The organism is Prochlorococcus marinus str. MIT 9302 (genome assembly GCF_000759975.1).
GTDB classification, from domain to species: domain Bacteria; phylum Cyanobacteriota; class Cyanobacteriia; order PCC-6307; family Cyanobiaceae; genus Prochlorococcus_A; species Prochlorococcus_A marinus_M.
Genome location: NZ_JNAM01000005.1, coordinates 51,866 through 67,703, shown reverse-complemented (window position 1 = coordinate 67,703; position 15,838 = coordinate 51,866). Strand labels below are relative to the sequence as shown.

Genomic DNA, 15,838 nt, shown 5'->3' with positions numbered 1-15,838 from the left:
TTTAAAGAGAGAATTTAAATGAATGTAGGAGAGGTTAACTACTATACCCATTCAAGCAACACTAAATGCGTTTTTGTGGATAATAAAGAATTGCCACTTATAAGCATTGATATTTGGTGCAAAGCAGGTTCTTCATTTGAGGAAGTTGATAAAAATGGCACTGCTCATTTTCTAGAGCATATGATTTTTAAAGGGTCTAACAAAATAATGCCAGGCGAATTTGATCATAAGATTGAATCACTAGGCGGATTAAGCAATGCTTCAACGGGTTATGATGATGTACATTACCATGTCCTCATACCACCAATTAACTTTAGAGAATCACTAGCTCTTTTGACAAATATTGTCGTTTCTCCAGATTTTAATCCTAATGAATTTATAAAAGAAAAAGGTGTAGTCATTGATGAAATAAAACAACAAAATGATCAGCCTGAAGAAAAATTATTTAATTACTTTTTAAAAAGGGTTTGGCTAGGTTCTAATTATGCTAATCCTATTTTGGGAACTGAACATAGTATTAAAAAACTGGAGGTAAATGACCTTGAGAAATTTCATAGTAAACATTACACTAACGAAAAAATTTGTATTGCAATTGCAGGAAATCTCTCTGGAGATATTTATAAAATATTTGAAAAAAGTGATCTATCTGGGATAAATAAAAAATCAATTTACAAGGATCCAAATCCAATAAATTTAAAAAGTAAATCTTCTTTAAAAATTAGGAATAGTAGAGAGTTAATTAAATTTGATAATTTAGAGTTTTCAAGAATATTTATGGCTTGGTTTATCCCAAACCTTAATGATCAAAAAAATATTATTGGACTAGAGATATTAGCATCGATACTTTCTGTAGGAAGAAATAGCAGGTTAGTAAAATTTTTAAAAGAAGACAATAATCTAGTTGAATCAGTATATGTAGATGTAAATGCAGGTGAATTAGGCGGATTATTTATCTTAGAAGCAAGTTGTGAGAACAAAGATCTTTCTTTAGTAGAAAATAAAATTAATAAAATAATAGATGAGATATCAGATTGTAAACCCTCTACTTTGGATGAAATTAAAAAAGCTATAAATATTGTTAAGAGCAATTATGTCTTTAATTTAGAAACATCTACACAGCTTTCTTCATTCTTTGGTAATGAACTTCTTTGGGGGAGAAAATCTTCAATCAATAATTTAGAAAGTCATTTAAAGTATTGGAGTAACTTGGATAATTTCGAAAAGATCACAAAATATATCCGTGGAGATAAATTTACACTAATTGCATCCCCCAATAAATGTTAAAAAAATATTTTTTAAATCATAAAAAAAGAAATTTTTCAACTGCTTCAATTTGGATTAAGGGTGGTAGTGATATGGATAGTATTAGCAAAAAAGGTATAAATAAGATCCTTTGTTCATTACTCTCCAGAGGATGTGAAGGTTTTGATAATTTTGTTCTTTCTGAGTATATTGAATCTCATGGAGCAGAGTTAAATCAAGAAGTATTTGAAGATGGTATTTCGATAAGTATTAAATCCCTAAATGAACATTTCAGCGAATTATTACCTCTATTAGAACTAATAATTAATAAGCCAATTCTCTCGGAAATTGAATTTAAAAAAGTAAAAAAATCATCTATTGATTTTATTAAAAAAGAGAAGGAGAATCCATTCAATATTTGTTTTGAAAAATGGAGAAAGATAGTTTACTTAAGTCATCCTTATGCTTTCAATACAATTGGCAATTCAAATGATGTCTCAAAAATCTCATATGAAGATATTTTATGTGAGTTTAAAAATTTCAAAAGTAGAGAAAAGTATATAATTTCAAATAATCCATTAATAAATGGAGAAAATTTAGGAACACTAAAAAAAGAAATCGTAAAAGAAAAATCAAAACCTATAAATTACGATTTAGGTTCTAATAATAGATTTGATTACATCAATAATGATTCAAATCAAACAATCATAATGATAGGGAACCAAACTTGTTCGCGAAGAAGTAGTGAATACTTGCCACTTAAAGTTTTGGAGTCATATTTATCTTATGGAATGAGCGCTGCTTTATTTAAAATTTTTAGAGAAAAAAATGGCATCACTTACGATCTAGGTGTTTTTAATCCTGTTAGAAGTGGGAATGCGCCATTTTTAGTTTATTTATCAGTATCAAATAAAAATGCCCTTTTTGCTTTTGAACTTTTATCATCGCTGTGGAATAATTTACTTTTAAACCCGTTGAATGATGAAGAGATATATTTAGCTAAAGAAAAATTAAAAGGTTCTTTTCTTTTAGGCAATCAATCCTTAGATGAAATTTTACAGCGAAAGATACAATTAATTAGTTATGGTATACCCCCTATTTCTGAGATCGATTTAAATTCAAAAATAGAAGAAATATCTTCGTTAGATATCATTCAATTGACTAAAAAATACTTTTCGAAGCCTTTTTTGAGTATATCTGGGAATAAAAAATTATGTTTAGAAATTAAAACTAGGTGGAGCAAAAACTTTTAGTTTAGATTCTCTCAATCTTATCAATGTCTATTAGAAATGCCCCTCTTCTAAACTTTACTTCCAAAGTATCTGGAGATTTTATTGATATAATTTCTCCAATCTCATCAATTGCGACTAGATCAGGTGGTCTTAGCATTGGCATATTATCTGAAGTCTTAAGGTAGGATACTGGTGCAATCAACTTAACCTTATCTTTGATCTCAAATTTCATCAATAAATCGTATACCTTCTAGGATAATATAAGCATAAAATTAGAGAAAACATCAACGAAATGAACTGATACATTCTAGAATCTATTAATTAACTCATATTAAATTTATGAATCAGAAATTTAAAACAATAATTTTATGGGCTTTACCTATAGTTTTAGTAATTGCTCTTTCTTACCAATTTTTATCCTCTAGCAATGGTGATTCACTTAAATCAAATGGAACCACCATAGCGCCAAGAAATTCTGCGGTAGCAAGAGTTAGTTATGGTAGATTTTTAGACTATATTAAATCAGGAAGGGTTACATCAGTTGATATTTTTGAAGGCGGTAGAAATGCAGTTATAGAGACAATCGATTCAGATTTAGATAATAAAGTTCAAAGATTACGTGTAGATCTTCCTGGCTTAACCCCTGAACTTATAAATAATTTAAAAAATGAGGGGATTAGTTTTGATGTACATCCTGTCAAAACGGCCCCGCCTGCATTAGGAATTTTGGGTAATTTACTTTTCCCAGCTATTTTAATTGGAGGTTTAATTTTATTAGCTAGGAGATCAAATGGTATGCCAGGAGGTCCTGGTCAAGCAATGCAATTTGGAAAGACAAAGGCAAGATTTGCAATGGAAGCTGAAACAGGAGTTGTTTTTGAAGATGTAGCAGGAGTTAATGAAGCTAAACAGGACTTACAAGAAGTTGTCACTTTTTTAAAAAAACCAGAGAAATTTACTTCTGTTGGAGCAAGAATTCCTAAAGGTGTTTTATTAGTGGGACCTCCTGGAACAGGCAAAACTCTCTTAGCAAAGGCGATAGCTGGAGAAGCAGGTGTACCATTCTTCTCATTATCAGGTTCTGAATTTGTTGAGATGTTTGTTGGTGTGGGTGCAAGTAGAGTAAGAGACCTTTTTAAAAGAGCCAAAGAAAATAGTCCTTGTTTAATTTTTATTGATGAAATTGATGCTGTAGGAAGACAAAGAGGTGCTGGTATTGGAGGAGGTAACGATGAGAGAGAACAAACTCTCAATCAATTGCTCACTGAAATGGATGGATTCGAAGGAAATAGCGGAATAATAATAATTGCAGCTACTAATAGACCTGATGTTTTAGATTCCGCACTAATGAGACCAGGTAGATTTGATAGACAGGTTACTGTAGACGCACCAGATATCAAAGGAAGGTTATCAATACTCGAAGTACATGCCAGAAATAAGAAACTTCAAAAGGACTTAACACTAGAAAGCATCGCAAGAAGGACTCCAGGTTTTACTGGAGCTGATTTAGCAAATCTACTAAATGAAGCTGCAATCCTAACTGCAAGGAGAAGGAAAGATTCTATAAGTATTTCAGAAATCGATGACTCCGTAGATAGGATTGTTGCAGGAATGGAGGGTTCTCCTTTAACAGACGGAAGAAGTAAAAGATTAATTGCTTACCATGAAGTTGGTCATGCTCTTATTGGTTCACTAGTTAAAGCGCATGATCCTGTTCAAAAAGTTACTGTCATTCCAAGGGGTCAAGCCAAGGGATTAACTTGGTTCACTCCAGATGATGAACAAACCCTTGTTAGCAGAGCTCAATTGAAAGCAAGGATAATGGGCGCATTAGGTGGAAGAGCTGCGGAGGATGTTGTTTTTGGAAAAGGTGAAATTACAACTGGTGCAGGAGGTGATTTCCAACAGGTTGCTTCTATGGCACGCCAAATGGTAACTAGATTTGGAATGAGTAATTTAGGTCCAATAGCTTTAGAGGGTGGCAACCAAGAAGTTTTTGTGGGTAGAGATCTAATGACTAGAAGTGAAATTTCTGATTCAATCTCCAAACAAATTGACGAAAGTGTAAGAGTAATGGTTAAAGAATGTTATAAAGAAACCTATTCTATAGTTAGTAAAAATAGAGAAGCCATGGATAAAATTGTAGATCTACTAATAGAAAAAGAAACATTAGATGGTGACGAATTTACTAATATTCTTTCTAAATTCACAACCATTCCTAAGAAAGAGAGATCACCTCAACTATTAAGTTAAATTTTAATAGGTTTCTTATCTAGTACTAGATCTATTAATCCATACTCAACCGCCTCATTCGGAGACATATAAAAATCTCTATCAGTATCCTCTTTAATAGTTTCATAATCCTTACCTGTTCTTTCTGATAATTCAGTATTAAGACGTTCCTTTAAGAACAAAATTTCATCTGCCTGAATTCTGATGTCGCTGGCTTGACCTCTGGCTCCTCCAAGTGGTTGATGAATCATTATTCTGGAATGCCTAAGGCTGCTTCTTTTACCTTTAGTCCCTGCAGCCAACAAAAAAGCACCCATACTAGCCGCCAAACCAACGCAAACTGTATGAATATCGGGTTTAACATGTTGCATTGTGTCAAAGATACCTAGACCATCGTACACGGATCCGCCTGGTGAATTTATGTACATATAGATATCTTTTTCGGGGTCCTCTGCTTCAAGGAATAGTAATTGAGCAACAATTCTGTTAGCAGTTTCACTAGTAACTTGTTCTCCCAAAAAGATTATTCTCTCTCTTAATAACCTTGAATAAATATCAAAGACTCTTTCGCTACCGCCAGATTCCTCTAAAACCAATGGGATCATAATAATATTTATCTGTTTATTAGATACTAACGATATTGATTCAACATACGCTAACCTTATTAAGGTTTACATATAAAAAATTGAAAGAAAAATTGACTGTTTCAGATAGCAAAAAGTTATTTCATGAACAATTCCCTTACGTTATTCCTGGCTTATATAAAAAAATAGTTGATGAAATGCTTGTCGAACTCAATCTTTTAAATCATAAAAATGAATTTAAACAAGATTATCTCTTTTGTATTGGTCTCACGGAAACATTCAGAGAATTAACGAAAGGCTACAAACCCGATAAACATTTGGATATACTTTTTGAATCTTTATGCAATTCTACAAATTTTGAAGCGAAAGCAATAAAAGAAATCTCCCAAAAATCTCAAAAAGAATTTAGTGATAAGTCATCAAAAGATATATTGAAATTATTAAAAGAAAAAAGCAATTCCAAACTTTATCCTTCAAGGATACTGAACTTAGGAATATATATAGTAATTTCAAATTCCCAAGATTTCGAAGAGAACAATGAAATTGGGATGAATAAGATGATCTCTGATATTTTTGAAGAGTTAAGCTTATCTACTAATAAAGCAGAAAAAGATATTGGAATTTACAAAAGCAGCCTATCAAAAATGGAACAAGCAAAAGAATTAATTGAAGAATTAAGAATAAAGGATAAGAAAAAAGACCAGAAAAAATAGTTTACTATTTTTTCAATCTTTTTTTATCTTTCCAAGATACATAAGATATGTAAATTACAGCTAATGTTATGAATATAAGTAAAACAAACGATGTTAAGATAATGAATTTATTTAAATAGACTTCATAAGTTAAAAATGAAATCATATGTCAATGGATCCATCACCATTTCTACCCCAAACGACCATTGCGATGGAAAAAGTAAAAATTGCAGCTAAGGCAGCCCACCCTATTTGAAAGATCATTTAATTTAAATTACTATTATAAATATAACAGAACTTCAAATTTTTTAATCATTTCTAAGATAAAGTTAATTTCTCAGAAACAAAATATCTTAAATAGAATAAAGAAAAATTTAAATTGGCAAGGTTAGTATTAAATCATAGTACAAATATCGAAGGTCTAATTCCGATACTGCAAAAGTTAGCCCTTAATATAAATATCAAAACAATTACTCCTGCTGTGATATCGAGAGTAAGAGGAAGATCTTCTAAATTGACAATAAGATTGTCCGTCAAAACTATAAATGGGTATAAAGCAATAGCAAGAAAGGGTAAAACAGCCCAAGAAGTTTTTATTTCTACAAACTTAAGTAAAGATGAATTAAAAAAAGTAATAGATACTTATAATATTGGGTAATTTTATAAAAGGGTTTAGAATTAAACAAGCAGAAAAACGATGAAATTAGCATTATCTTTATTTGCTTTATTTGCTTTATTCACATTTGATGATAAATCATACTCACTTACTAATTACCAAATAACAAAAATTTGCAAAAAGGAGAAAAGACCATCAACTTGTAAAAATAATTTGCTAGAGAAAAAATATAATCTACAAAAAGGAAATCAAATTGAAATACCTGTAATACCTTATAAAAGGTAATTAGAATTTAAATTTCAAACTCTGATTCGAAAAGATTAAAAGCATTTTTATAGTTTGTGAGAAGTACTTCTGAATTATCATTAAATCCTTGTTGTTCATAATCTTCTTTTAATTCATCATATAAGTAAACAACTCCGTTAAACGCACCCATATATTCTTTTTGAATATCTTCATCATCGATATCATAGATTTTGGCTAAAACTAATTCGACATTTTTTTTGATGAATATATTATCCTCTCGAAATCTTTATTTAATTTCCTTCTTTTTTTTGCCATCTAAAATCTTTTTAAATACAAATTAACAATACTAAAATTCATAGATAAATTAAATTAAAACTTATAAAATAAAAATATAGTTTCCAAATCAAAATAAAACCTCTACATTCCAAATAAATTATTCGATGATATGAATAGTAAAGAAAGAAGTAATCCCAAAGAGGCTAGAAACCAAAATCATGAAGATATGAAAATGAATACTTCCGAAAACTCAAAGAAAAAGAAAGATAAAGATCTTCCATGGTGGGTAGAGTTGTTATTTATTCAAATAGGCTTGCCAGATAAGTTACTAATAAAAATTTTAAAAACCAATAAAAAAATTAAAGAATTGATAAAAAGTGATAAAAAAGCATTAATAACAGTTTTGTTTGTATTTGCTACTTTGTCATATTTTTATCCAGTTGTTAAACATGCAAAAAACAAATTAGATTGTGAAGCTATTGCCAAAAATTATATTATTAAAAATAAAAATATAATAGGTATTAATACGAGGGAAATAAAAATGTTATCTATAAATTTTTGTTATGGTGGTGAAGAAATCTATGAAATAGAAAATCTAAAAAACTAAATTTTTATTGTTCTCTATTAATAACCCCCCAAATATTATAATAATAACTTTAAGTTTAATTAATTTTAAATTTTCTAAACCATGACTGATATAAAACAAAAAAAAGAAAACGTAAAAATGCATTTAAAAGATTTAAGGCAAAACTTAAAGAAAATGCATTTAGAAGTGACCGAAGAATTAACATTACCGCAGCCAGATGAAGTAAAAAATTTGATGAATAAAATGGATCAACTATTAAAATTAATAGAATCTAAATAAACTATAATTTGAATAACTAAGAATTATCAAAAGATAAAAAAATGAAAACAATAAAACAATTTTCACAAATATTTTTAATTACAATTTTCTTAAGTTCTTGTAGTTCAGCTATCAATAAAGAATCTCCTATAAATAATTTTGAAGACAATATTAATGAGAACAGTAATTCAGAAAAGAAAAGAATGGAAATAAAGTTTTCCTGCGGCAAGGATGGTATCTCAGAATACTTAGATGATGGTTGGCTTATCTTAAAAGAGGATTCCCAAGAAAAAATTTGTACCTGGAAATCTGTTCCTGCAACAAAAGATTGTGATATGGAAAAAGATAAGGGGTGCAAAATAACAAAGCCTGATAAAATTGGTAAAGAGAAAATATATTTATTAGAAAAATAACTTTATATGTCTCCAAAATCAGAATACTTTGTTAATTTAATTTTTAAGAAATTAAAAAACTATAAGGCTAAAAAGATTTTTTTAGAAAAAGAAAATTTGAATAAATACATTTCTTCGCTTTTTAAAGAGATCTGAATTCAAGGAAAAATTAATGAAAACTGCTATAGTTAAAATAATTTTTTTAGATATAGTTATGTATGATTTTTCTTCATTAACTATTATACTAATAATCACTTTTATAGTAAGCCTTTATTTTTTATTTAAGGTTACCTCGAATACAAATAATTAAAAAATAAGTCTTACATCATTTTAGATAATAGGGTCTTCTCTAAGTAGTAAAACTGTATGCCTATTTAAACCATCATTAATCCATTCCTTATATTCTTCTAAAACGCACTTTTTATCAGAGTTGTCTAGTAGATTAATTCTTTTTTGTGCATTTTCTAAAGCGACTTTAATACAAAATTCATAGTCTTTGGAATTTTCTTGCATTATCATTTTTTTTTTAATTTTAATAAAAATAATTACCAAATCTGTATTGAAAATAACAATAAAAAGCTTTCATTTGATAAGAGTATCAAGCAATACGGAACAATTTTTTATATATTTGTCATAATTGATTTTTTAAACTCTTATGTCATACGAAGCAGGTAGTAAAGAATGTAGACATTTGATAGAGGCTAAGGAAAGTCTTTTATCAGCAATGGATGCTTTGAGCAATATAAATTCAACCGATCTAATACAAATACAAATTAAAGAAATTTACAATAAATTAGAACAGATGCATGATAATCGCAAAAAAATAGAATCCGCTACTAATTATTTATAATTTTTCAATTAAAATAAATTTTCAAAATTGGCTTTTTATCTTATTTACTCTTTTTTCTGATAATAAATCCAACAGAGCATCGAGCTGTGCATGCACTTCCTTTGCTTCATTAAGATCTGGCAATAAATCTTCTTTGATAAGCATTTGATGCATTTCTCTAAGTTCTAACCTTATGTATCTAAGGTGAGAACATACTTCTTCTCTCTTAGTTGCACTCATATTTCCTTTTTATTCATTACATTATACAGTATTGTCTTTTTTTGATTCATAAATAAAGTTAGCTAAATTATTTTTTTTTTTGAAACTCCATAACGTATCAATATCTTTTAAAGTTGCATTGTAATATCATAAAATTAATGAAAAAGAAAAAAACAACAACTGTTCAAACTAAATCAAACATAAAAAATCAAACATTAGGTCAAACAAAGAATTCTGCAAAATTAGTACTTTTTGTATTTGGAATAGGTCCGATAATAGGCATAATAATATTTTTATACAGTCAGGGGTTTTTTAATTCACCAAATATGTAAATCTTAAGTATTCAAGATTAAACTAAAATATTTAAATAAAAACCTAAAATAATTATTGAAATTTTTTTAATGAAAATATTCTAAATTCTGCCATTTTTCTTGCATTTTCAGGATTAGATACTAAAAAAGGGTGTTTGGATAAAAGTTCCAATACTTTATCTATCTTTAATCGTAAATCATCGCAATCAATAGTTTTCCATTCCTCATCAAATGACATTGCAAAGCTGTCAGCATTGTCATATAGTTTATCTTTCATAAGATTTAGAATTTAAAGTAAGAAAATTTTAAAATTTTGACCTATTCTAAAAGAGTAATTAGAAAAAGAATATAACTAACCTAATCACTATTTTAGAAATAACTTTCTTTGAAAGTTCATTAAAATTATACTTTCTTTCATTACTTAACTTTACACTTAATACTATTAATCAAATCTAATTCAATTTGACAGAAGTGTTACAATAACGGCATATCGAAAGATTTATGGAAAACAAAGTTAAAAGAATAGGATATCTACCCAGAAAAAGAGTACTTGAAATTATTGATGAAATATCCAAAAGCGAATCAATAAGTAGATCTAAAGTTGTTGGTATATTAGTTGAGGAAGCATTAGATGCCAGAGGAATTGCAAATTTTGGATATAGCAATGTCGGAAAGTCAAATAGATACAAATCTGATAATTATAACGATCTCCAAAATGATAAAATTCACTTAAATGAGGCTGAAGATGAATTTGTTGATGATAGTGGTTACACAGTTTCTTCTCAGAAAACATTAGATCGCGCAATATCTTCTGCAGATATTGAATTAGCAAATAAAATTAATATTCTTAAGGAATCTGGATTAATATAACTTCCATTGAGTATTTATTTTATTTTTAATGCATAACATTGGATCATTGTTTATTCTTAGTCAAGAATAATATTCTTTTTTACATAATTTGAATATTAAATCCTTTCTAATATTAATTTTGTAATTAAAAAATGAAAGACATTAAATGTCCCTCATGCGGCAAAACCTTCCGAATTGATCCAAGCAGCTTTGAAGAAATACTTCATCAAATAAAAGACGAGGAATTTAACAAACAAATAAAAGAAAGACTTCTCTTAGCTGAAGAAGATAATAAAAAAGCTTTGGAAATTTTAAAGCGAGAATTAAAAATACAGCTAATAGAGCAAAACCGTATTAAAGAGACTGAGATACAAACTCTTGAATCTAAATTAAATATAGCTGAAGAGAAGAAAATAAATTCCCTTAATGATTTAAAATCTCAAGCAACAAATAAAATCAATTCACTCAATAATGAGTTAAACAAGTTAAAGTCTGAAATCAAAAACCAGTCTTTAATTTCAGAATTATCTTTAAAAAACAAAGTCAATGAAGCTGTTACTAATCTAGAAAAAGAAAACTCATTGTTAACAACTTCTATTGAAAAGATGAAACTTGAACAATCAATTAATGAAAAATTAATTGAAGAAAAGTTTAAAAGCAAAATTAGTGAAAGGGACCTGACTATTCAGGAGCTAAGAGAAATGAAATCTAGATTATCGACAAAGATGGTAGGCGAAACTTTAGAAATCCATTGTGAAACCCAATTTAACCTTAATCGTGCTACCGCATTTAAAAACTCATACTTCGAAAAGGATAATGATGCAACTTCTGGAAGTAAAGGTGACTATATTTTTAGAGAATTTGATGAGAATAAAATTGAAATCGTATCCATAATGTTTGAAATGAAGAACGAAAGTTTAAATGGAAGTAATAAAAGAAAAAACGAAGATTTTTTAAAAGAATTAGATAAAGATAGAAGACAAAAATCTTGTGAGTACGCAGTACTCGTTTCACTTCTAGAAACAGATAGTGAATTATATAATTCAGGCATAGTAGATGTTTCACATAGATTTCCAAAGATGTATGTCATAAGACCACAATTTTTCTTGCCGATTATTTCTCTACTAAGAAATGCATCTATGGAAACCTTAAAATATAAATCACAAATTGATTTAATGAAACGCGAGAATTACGACATAACTAATTTTGAAAGTACTCTTGAGCAATTTAAGAATGCAGTTGGCAAAAATGTATCACTGGCCCAAGATAGATTTAATGATGCGATTTCAGAAATTGATAAATCAATAAACCATTTACAAAAAACTAAGGATGCTTTAATTCTCTCGAAAAAACACCTTTTATCCGCTGACATCAAATCTCAAGATTTAACGGTAAAGAAATTAACCAAAAATAACCCAACCATGAAAAAAAAGTTTAATGATTTAAATAATTTCGAAAATGAAGCCGCCTAATATAAAAAAAGTTTTGAAATTAATTTTAGTTAAAATAAAGTAAATTACTATTTTATAAATATATTATTAATAATAAATTATATAGTAAAAAATAATGTCTATGAACACTCCAATTTTCACTATTGCTAAAGATCTTAATGTCGAAAGTAATAAGATATTATTAGCCTGTAAGAAACTTGGAATAAATGCAAAAGGGGCGACAAAAAGATTAAATGAAGAAGAATTCAAAAAAATTAAGAGTTATTTTGAAACTGGTAAAAACGTATCCGATGAAATAGTTACTCTAAATAAAAATAAAGTCAGTACCAAAACCAGTTCTAGACAAATTGAAGAAAAAGTAAAGATAAATTATTTTAAAAACAGACTTATTCGTAAATCTTAAAAAATTTTATTTTTAATCCCATTTGAAAATAAACCACAGAAGAAAAAGTTAATAATTTTGGTGGATTTATCTATAGTAAATATTCAATAAGAAAAAGCTTTCAAACAAACGTACAAGAGCTTCCTTTACTTCTAAAAACTAATAAGGAAATTTTCCTTGGAAACAATGTTATTGGTTGTAATTTTAAAAATATAAAATTTTTTGATAAAAAAAAAAAAAAAAATCATTTACATCAATGAACCTTTAAATATATCAAATAATAAAAATCAGAATAATTGTGGACATTATCATCCAAAACTCTATTTAAAAACCAAGGTCGATAAATTATCTTTTATATATTTTGCAATCGATACGAATAAAATACTTTATATTTTCCTGCATTTGGATACCTAACAGGAGTATATCCCGATAAAAATCAATTAAAAAAATGGGAAATTTTACTGAAGAAGAAATTATTAATATGCAAATTTTTAATTAAAAAGTTTACTAATGTGACTAAATTATTTATTTAAATATATAAATTTATACTTAAAATTCGCGTTAAACATTTTCATCAATTAATTTACAATTAATCAGTAATTTCTTAATTTAAGAACAAATAAATAGAAAAACAAAAAAGCTAATGACCCTTCCCTTAGCATACATTTCACGTTATAAAAAAAATAAACCCTATTTATAAATATGAAAAAATTAATAGCCTTGATTTTATTCCCAATGCTGATTAATCCATTTGTGAGCAAAGCAAATGAAAATTTTTCCGTAGAGATAGAGGCCCTTACACTTGTAATGGAGCAATATAAAGAAGATACTGAATCTCTAATTGAATTAGATATAAACGATAAAAAACCAAGTTACATGGCTCTTAAACAAGACGAATGCAATGCAAAAGTTGAAGTTACTGAAAAAACAGGGTTAGAACAAGTAAATACTGCATATTTCGATGTAAATGTATGTAAGAAAGAAATCTATAAAATTATCAATTAAATATGCAGAGCGTAAAATTCAGATAAAAAAATATGAAATGCAGAGGTCTTTTACTAGAAGAAGGTAAGACCTCGAGACCTAACAGAAAACTTTGGAACGGGTTCTGCTTAACTAAATTAATATCTACAAATTAATTAAAGAGGTGTAATTAAAATTACAAAACCTAAAAATAATTTTTTTAATTTATTATTTCTTCTTTGATAATGTTTGTGATTCTTCTCTAGACATTAAAGCTTCAATTTGAGCAAGAACTTTCTGAAGTTCATCCGTTTTTGTAAGAGATGCTTCTGCTACTTCTCTTAGTTTTTCTAACTGTTCTTTAGTTTTATCCATGAAAAATAAATTAGAAATTGACCACGTTTAATAATGGTTTTAATACAGATTTTTCACTCACACACAAATTCATATTCTCTCTTTTTTTCATAAAGTCAAATAAATTTCCTTTTATTAATGTTTTATGAGGACTTCCAATTAATTCTTTATTTATTATTGAAACCATAAGATTAAACAAAAAGAATTACTTTAAAATTATGAAGTAAATACAGGCAAACCTATTGTTGCAGTTGTTATAAGAGCCCCTGCAAAAATCAAGAAAGGTAGAAATGGAAAGTTTTTCAAGGATTGACTTGCTAATTCGAAATTAACTATATAGGTATTTATACTGTTTGTCTACCCCTAGGACGTATTAAAGGGAAATTTTTTTCTTTTAAAGGTAAAAATTCAACATCAACCAAATTTACCAGATATATATTCCTGCGTAATTTTTTCTTTTGGAGAGTTAAAAATTTTCTTTGTCGAATTAAATTCCGCGAGGTAGCCAACCTTTCCTCCATCACCATCTTCGTATTCAATTGCATTAAAGAAAGCAGTCATATCACTAACTCTTAAAGCCTGCTGCATATTATGGGTCACGATTATTATTGTGTAATTCTTTTTAAGATCATGCATCGTCTCTTCTATTTTTAAAGTAGAGATTGGATCTAAAGCTGAGCATGGTTCATCCATTAGAATTATTTCAGGCTCAATTGCGATGGTTCGAGCAATACATAATCTTTGTTGTTGCCCACCAGATAAAGAATAACCACTATCATTCAATTTATCCTTACATTCATCCCATAAAGCAGCCTTTCTTAGTGAACTTTCGACTAATTCATCCATATCTCCCGTAAAGCCATTAATTCTTGCCCCAAATGCAATATTTTCATAGATAGATTTAGGAAAAGGATTAGGTTGTTGAAAAACCATTCCTATTCTTCGTCTCACTTCAACTGGATCTACTCTTTTATCGTAAATATTAGTTCCATCAAACAGCACAGTTCCTTTAAGTGAACAATTAGGAATCAAATCGTTCATCCTATTTAGTGATCTAAGAACAGTTGATTTACCACAACCTGAAGGGCCAATAAGGGAGGTTATATCTCCTTTTTTAAAATTACAAAAAACATTTCTTACTGCTTCAAAAGTTCCATAGCTAATAGAGACATTCTCAAGAGATAAAATGATATTCTTTGCTATTTTTTTATTAGTTTTGATCATTTATACCCTCTTAGTTTTCTCAGTAAAAGCGGCTAATATCCTTGAAAATATATTTACTGATAGTATCGATAAAACAAGAATAAAGGAAGCTGCCCAGGCTAATTTATTCTGTGCATCATAAGGTTCAAGAGCAAAGTTGTATATCAATACAGCCAAAGAACCCATCTCATAAAACAAGTCTCCAAAGCCTGTTATGTAGTAGTAAGAGAATAAAGCTGTAAAGATCAAAGGTGCTGTTTCGCCTGCAGCCCTTGCAATTCCTAGTACAACACCAGTAGCAATAGATCTAAAGGCAGAAGGCAATGTAACTTTCAATATGGTTGTATACATACTTGCTCCAACACCAAGAGACGCATATCTTAATTCATTAGGAACTAACTTTAAACCTTCGTCAGTGGTTTTTATCACACTAGGCAACATCAATATTGAAAGCGCCATACCTCCTGCCAAACCGCTATACATACTTCCAAATAAGATCTTTGTAGAAACAATTAAGGCATAAATAAATACTCCAGCAATAATTGAGGGGACTCCAGCTAAAACATTTACCCCAAATTTAATAAATCTTGAAAAAGCACCACCTCTGGAATATTCCGCTAGATATATCCCACCGCCAACACCTACTGGTATGGCAATAATTGAAGCAATGGTAGTAATTATTAATGTCCCTACTAATGCAGGATTAATACCTCCTGCATCTAAATCATCTCCAGGAGGATTTGGTTCTAAAGTAAATAATTCCGGTGTGATTTGAGATCCACCTTTGTAAAGGATATAAGTCACTAGAAAAATTAAAGGAAGTATTGCTATCAATGCACAAATTACTGATAAAGAAGTAAAGAATTTATCTCCTATATTTCTTGATAATCTTTTCTGGTAATAGAGTGAATTCATAATTAT

General features: G+C 28.6%; 25 protein-coding genes. 15 read left to right on the top strand and 10 right to left on the bottom strand.

The window, feature by feature from the left end:
- Window positions 1-18 precede the first annotated feature (18 nt).
- On the top strand, window positions 19-1,284 hold the full coding sequence (locus EU96_RS07235) for a M16 family metallopeptidase (protein ID WP_032526021.1): 1,266 nt from the start codon (window positions 19-21) through the stop codon (window positions 1,282-1,284).
- Window positions 1,278-2,495, top strand: a complete 1,218-nt coding sequence (locus tag EU96_RS07240) for a M16 family metallopeptidase (RefSeq protein WP_032526020.1) — start codon at window positions 1,278-1,280, stop codon at window positions 2,493-2,495. The genes EU96_RS07235 and EU96_RS07240 overlap by 7 nt, the downstream gene beginning before the upstream one ends.
- Before the next feature lies 1 nt (window position 2,496).
- On the opposite strand, the gene EU96_RS0109030 is transcribed toward EU96_RS07240, so the two are convergent.
- Window positions 2,497-2,706 carry an NAD(P)H dehydrogenase assembly family protein gene (locus EU96_RS0109030; RefSeq protein WP_032526019.1) on the bottom strand — a complete coding sequence of 70 codons (210 nt, stop codon included), beginning with the start codon at window positions 2,704-2,706 and terminating at the stop codon, window positions 2,497-2,499.
- A 107-nt stretch (window positions 2,707-2,813) separates the two neighbouring features.
- Here EU96_RS0109030 and ftsH point away from each other — a divergent pair, with 107 nt between their 5' ends.
- Window positions 2,814-4,727: an ATP-dependent zinc metalloprotease FtsH gene (gene ftsH, locus EU96_RS07245; protein WP_032526018.1), complete on the top strand. Its 1,914-nt coding sequence runs from the start codon at window positions 2,814-2,816 to the stop codon at window positions 4,725-4,727.
- On the opposite strand, the gene clpP is transcribed toward ftsH, so the two are convergent.
- A complete protein-coding gene (gene clpP / locus EU96_RS07250; protein ID WP_275040758.1) occupies window positions 4,724-5,314 on the bottom strand; it encodes an ATP-dependent Clp endopeptidase proteolytic subunit ClpP in 591 nt (196 codons plus the stop codon). The genes ftsH and clpP overlap by 4 nt on opposite strands.
- A gap of 32 nt (window positions 5,315-5,346) precedes the next feature.
- Between clpP and psb29 the strand changes: the two genes are divergently transcribed.
- On the top strand, window positions 5,347-6,003 hold the full coding sequence (psb29, locus tag EU96_RS07255) for a photosystem II biogenesis protein Psp29 (RefSeq protein WP_032526016.1): 657 nt from the start codon (window positions 5,347-5,349) through the stop codon (window positions 6,001-6,003).
- A gap of 141 nt (window positions 6,004-6,144) precedes the next feature.
- Here psb29 and petN read toward each other — a convergent pair whose 3' ends face one another.
- On the bottom strand, window positions 6,145-6,246 hold the full coding sequence (gene petN, locus EU96_RS0109025) for a cytochrome b6-f complex subunit PetN (protein ID WP_011376303.1): 102 nt from the start codon (window positions 6,244-6,246) through the stop codon (window positions 6,145-6,147).
- 115 nt (window positions 6,247-6,361) lie between these two features.
- Here petN and EU96_RS0109020 point away from each other — a divergent pair, with 115 nt between their 5' ends.
- Window positions 6,362-6,640, top strand: a complete 279-nt coding sequence (locus tag EU96_RS0109020) for a DUF2103 domain-containing protein (RefSeq protein WP_032526015.1) — start codon at window positions 6,362-6,364, stop codon at window positions 6,638-6,640.
- Window positions 6,641-6,679: 39 nt separating this feature from the next.
- Window positions 6,680-6,883 (top strand): hypothetical protein, encoded by a 204-nt coding sequence (locus tag EU96_RS07260; RefSeq protein ID WP_032526013.1) that lies wholly within the window; start codon window positions 6,680-6,682, stop codon window positions 6,881-6,883.
- A gap of 7 nt (window positions 6,884-6,890) precedes the next feature.
- Here the strand turns inward: EU96_RS07260 and EU96_RS10520 are convergent, their stop codons facing one another.
- The gene (locus EU96_RS10520; protein WP_241434555.1) at window positions 6,891-7,034 is read right to left on the bottom strand and encodes a hypothetical protein; all 144 of its coding nucleotides are present in this window, start codon (window positions 7,032-7,034) and stop codon (window positions 6,891-6,893) included.
- 255 nt (window positions 7,035-7,289) lie between these two features.
- Here EU96_RS10520 and EU96_RS07265 point away from each other — a divergent pair, with 255 nt between their 5' ends.
- From EU96_RS07265 to EU96_RS07270, 3 genes are all read left to right on the top strand, one after another.
- Window positions 7,290-7,727, top strand: a complete 438-nt coding sequence (locus EU96_RS07265) for a hypothetical protein (RefSeq protein ID WP_032526011.1) — start codon at window positions 7,290-7,292, stop codon at window positions 7,725-7,727.
- Window positions 7,728-7,808: 81 nt separating this feature from the next.
- Window positions 7,809-7,985, top strand: a complete 177-nt coding sequence (locus tag EU96_RS10175; protein WP_193741299.1) for a hypothetical protein — start codon at window positions 7,809-7,811, stop codon at window positions 7,983-7,985.
- 41 nt (window positions 7,986-8,026) lie between these two features.
- The gene (locus EU96_RS07270) at window positions 8,027-8,377 is read left to right on the top strand and encodes a hypothetical protein (protein WP_032526009.1); all 351 of its coding nucleotides are present in this window, start codon (window positions 8,027-8,029) and stop codon (window positions 8,375-8,377) included.
- Window positions 8,378-8,686: 309 nt separating this feature from the next.
- Here EU96_RS07270 and EU96_RS0109010 read toward each other — a convergent pair whose 3' ends face one another.
- A complete protein-coding gene (locus EU96_RS0109010) occupies window positions 8,687-8,869 on the bottom strand; it encodes a hypothetical protein (protein WP_032526227.1) in 183 nt (60 codons plus the stop codon).
- Window positions 8,870-9,011: 142 nt separating this feature from the next.
- Between EU96_RS0109010 and EU96_RS07275 the strand changes: the two genes are divergently transcribed.
- Window positions 9,012-9,206: a hypothetical protein gene (locus EU96_RS07275; RefSeq protein ID WP_032526006.1), complete on the top strand. Its 195-nt coding sequence runs from the start codon at window positions 9,012-9,014 to the stop codon at window positions 9,204-9,206.
- Window positions 9,207-9,227: 21 nt separating this feature from the next.
- Here EU96_RS07275 and EU96_RS0109005 read toward each other — a convergent pair whose 3' ends face one another.
- Window positions 9,228-9,425 carry a hypothetical protein gene (locus EU96_RS0109005; RefSeq protein ID WP_032526005.1) on the bottom strand — a complete coding sequence of 66 codons (198 nt, stop codon included), beginning with the start codon at window positions 9,423-9,425 and terminating at the stop codon, window positions 9,228-9,230.
- Window positions 9,426-9,562: 137 nt separating this feature from the next.
- Between EU96_RS0109005 and EU96_RS10170 the strand changes: the two genes are divergently transcribed.
- The gene (locus EU96_RS10170; RefSeq protein ID WP_193741298.1) at window positions 9,563-9,736 is read left to right on the top strand and encodes a hypothetical protein; all 174 of its coding nucleotides are present in this window, start codon (window positions 9,563-9,565) and stop codon (window positions 9,734-9,736) included.
- 52 nt (window positions 9,737-9,788) lie between these two features.
- Here the strand turns inward: EU96_RS10170 and EU96_RS07280 are convergent, their stop codons facing one another.
- Window positions 9,789-9,992: a hypothetical protein gene (locus EU96_RS07280; RefSeq protein WP_032526004.1), complete on the bottom strand. Its 204-nt coding sequence runs from the start codon at window positions 9,990-9,992 to the stop codon at window positions 9,789-9,791.
- Window positions 9,993-10,216: 224 nt separating this feature from the next.
- Between EU96_RS07280 and EU96_RS07285 the strand changes: the two genes are divergently transcribed.
- The 4 genes from EU96_RS07285 to EU96_RS07300 all read left to right on the top strand — a co-directional run bounded on the left by EU96_RS07285 (window position 10,217) and on the right by EU96_RS07300 (window position 13,402).
- Window positions 10,217-10,585, top strand: a complete 369-nt coding sequence (locus EU96_RS07285) for a hypothetical protein (RefSeq protein WP_032526003.1) — start codon at window positions 10,217-10,219, stop codon at window positions 10,583-10,585.
- A 131-nt stretch (window positions 10,586-10,716) separates the two neighbouring features.
- A complete protein-coding gene (locus tag EU96_RS07290; RefSeq protein ID WP_032526001.1) occupies window positions 10,717-12,036 on the top strand; it encodes a DUF2130 domain-containing protein in 1,320 nt (439 codons plus the stop codon).
- 100 nt (window positions 12,037-12,136) lie between these two features.
- The gene (locus EU96_RS07295; protein WP_241434553.1) at window positions 12,137-12,418 is read left to right on the top strand and encodes a translation initiation factor IF-2 N-terminal domain-containing protein; all 282 of its coding nucleotides are present in this window, start codon (window positions 12,137-12,139) and stop codon (window positions 12,416-12,418) included.
- A 681-nt stretch (window positions 12,419-13,099) separates the two neighbouring features.
- Entirely contained in the window at window positions 13,100-13,402 is a 303-nt protein-coding gene (locus EU96_RS07300; protein ID WP_032525998.1) for a hypothetical protein, read from the top strand.
- A gap of 186 nt (window positions 13,403-13,588) precedes the next feature.
- Here EU96_RS07300 and EU96_RS10165 read toward each other — a convergent pair whose 3' ends face one another.
- The 3 genes from EU96_RS10165 to pstA form a co-directional block, all read right to left on the bottom strand.
- Entirely contained in the window at window positions 13,589-13,735 is a 147-nt protein-coding gene (locus EU96_RS10165; RefSeq protein WP_002808068.1) for a hypothetical protein, read from the bottom strand.
- 393 nt (window positions 13,736-14,128) lie between these two features.
- The gene (pstB, locus tag EU96_RS07305; RefSeq protein ID WP_032525996.1) at window positions 14,129-14,938 is read right to left on the bottom strand and encodes a phosphate ABC transporter ATP-binding protein PstB; all 810 of its coding nucleotides are present in this window, start codon (window positions 14,936-14,938) and stop codon (window positions 14,129-14,131) included.
- On the bottom strand, window positions 14,939-15,832 hold the full coding sequence (pstA, locus tag EU96_RS07310; protein ID WP_032525994.1) for a phosphate ABC transporter permease PstA: 894 nt from the start codon (window positions 15,830-15,832) through the stop codon (window positions 14,939-14,941).
- Window positions 15,833-15,838 lie beyond the last annotated feature (6 nt).

Coding starts and splice junctions, on each gene's coding strand:
- EU96_RS07235 (WP_032526021.1), top strand. CDS start 19: ATGAATGTAGGAGAGGTTAACTACTATACCCATTCAAGCAACACTAAA.
- EU96_RS07240 (WP_032526020.1), top strand. CDS start 1,278: ATGTTAAAAAAATATTTTTTAAATCATAAAAAAAGAAATTTTTCAACT.
- EU96_RS0109030 (WP_032526019.1), bottom strand. CDS start 2,706: ATGAAATTTGAGATCAAAGATAAGGTTAAGTTGATTGCACCAGTATCC.
- ftsH (WP_032526018.1), top strand. CDS start 2,814: ATGAATCAGAAATTTAAAACAATAATTTTATGGGCTTTACCTATAGTT.
- petN (WP_011376303.1), bottom strand. CDS start 6,246: ATGATCTTTCAAATAGGGTGGGCTGCCTTAGCTGCAATTTTTACTTTT.
- EU96_RS07260 (WP_032526013.1), top strand. CDS start 6,680: ATGAAATTAGCATTATCTTTATTTGCTTTATTTGCTTTATTCACATTT.
- EU96_RS10520 (WP_241434555.1), bottom strand. CDS start 7,034: ATGGGTGCGTTTAACGGAGTTGTTTACTTATATGATGAATTAAAAGAA.
- EU96_RS07265 (WP_032526011.1), top strand. CDS start 7,290: ATGAATAGTAAAGAAAGAAGTAATCCCAAAGAGGCTAGAAACCAAAAT.
- EU96_RS10175 (WP_193741299.1), top strand. CDS start 7,809: ATGACTGATATAAAACAAAAAAAAGAAAACGTAAAAATGCATTTAAAA.
- EU96_RS07270 (WP_032526009.1), top strand. CDS start 8,027: ATGAAAACAATAAAACAATTTTCACAAATATTTTTAATTACAATTTTC.
- EU96_RS0109010 (WP_032526227.1), bottom strand. CDS start 8,869: ATGCAAGAAAATTCCAAAGACTATGAATTTTGTATTAAAGTCGCTTTA.
- EU96_RS07275 (WP_032526006.1), top strand. CDS start 9,012: ATGTCATACGAAGCAGGTAGTAAAGAATGTAGACATTTGATAGAGGCT.
- EU96_RS0109005 (WP_032526005.1), bottom strand. CDS start 9,425: ATGAGTGCAACTAAGAGAGAAGAAGTATGTTCTCACCTTAGATACATA.
- EU96_RS10170 (WP_193741298.1), top strand. CDS start 9,563: ATGAAAAAGAAAAAAACAACAACTGTTCAAACTAAATCAAACATAAAA.
- EU96_RS07280 (WP_032526004.1), bottom strand. CDS start 9,992: ATGAAAGATAAACTATATGACAATGCTGACAGCTTTGCAATGTCATTT.
- EU96_RS07285 (WP_032526003.1), top strand. CDS start 10,217: ATGGAAAACAAAGTTAAAAGAATAGGATATCTACCCAGAAAAAGAGTA.
- EU96_RS07290 (WP_032526001.1), top strand. CDS start 10,717: ATGAAAGACATTAAATGTCCCTCATGCGGCAAAACCTTCCGAATTGAT.
- EU96_RS07295 (WP_241434553.1), top strand. CDS start 12,137: ATGAACACTCCAATTTTCACTATTGCTAAAGATCTTAATGTCGAAAGT.
- EU96_RS07300 (WP_032525998.1), top strand. CDS start 13,100: ATGAAAAAATTAATAGCCTTGATTTTATTCCCAATGCTGATTAATCCA.
- EU96_RS10165 (WP_002808068.1), bottom strand. CDS start 13,735: ATGGATAAAACTAAAGAACAGTTAGAAAAACTAAGAGAAGTAGCAGAA.
- pstB (WP_032525996.1), bottom strand. CDS start 14,938: ATGATCAAAACTAATAAAAAAATAGCAAAGAATATCATTTTATCTCTT.
- pstA (WP_032525994.1), bottom strand. CDS start 15,832: ATGAATTCACTCTATTACCAGAAAAGATTATCAAGAAATATAGGAGAT.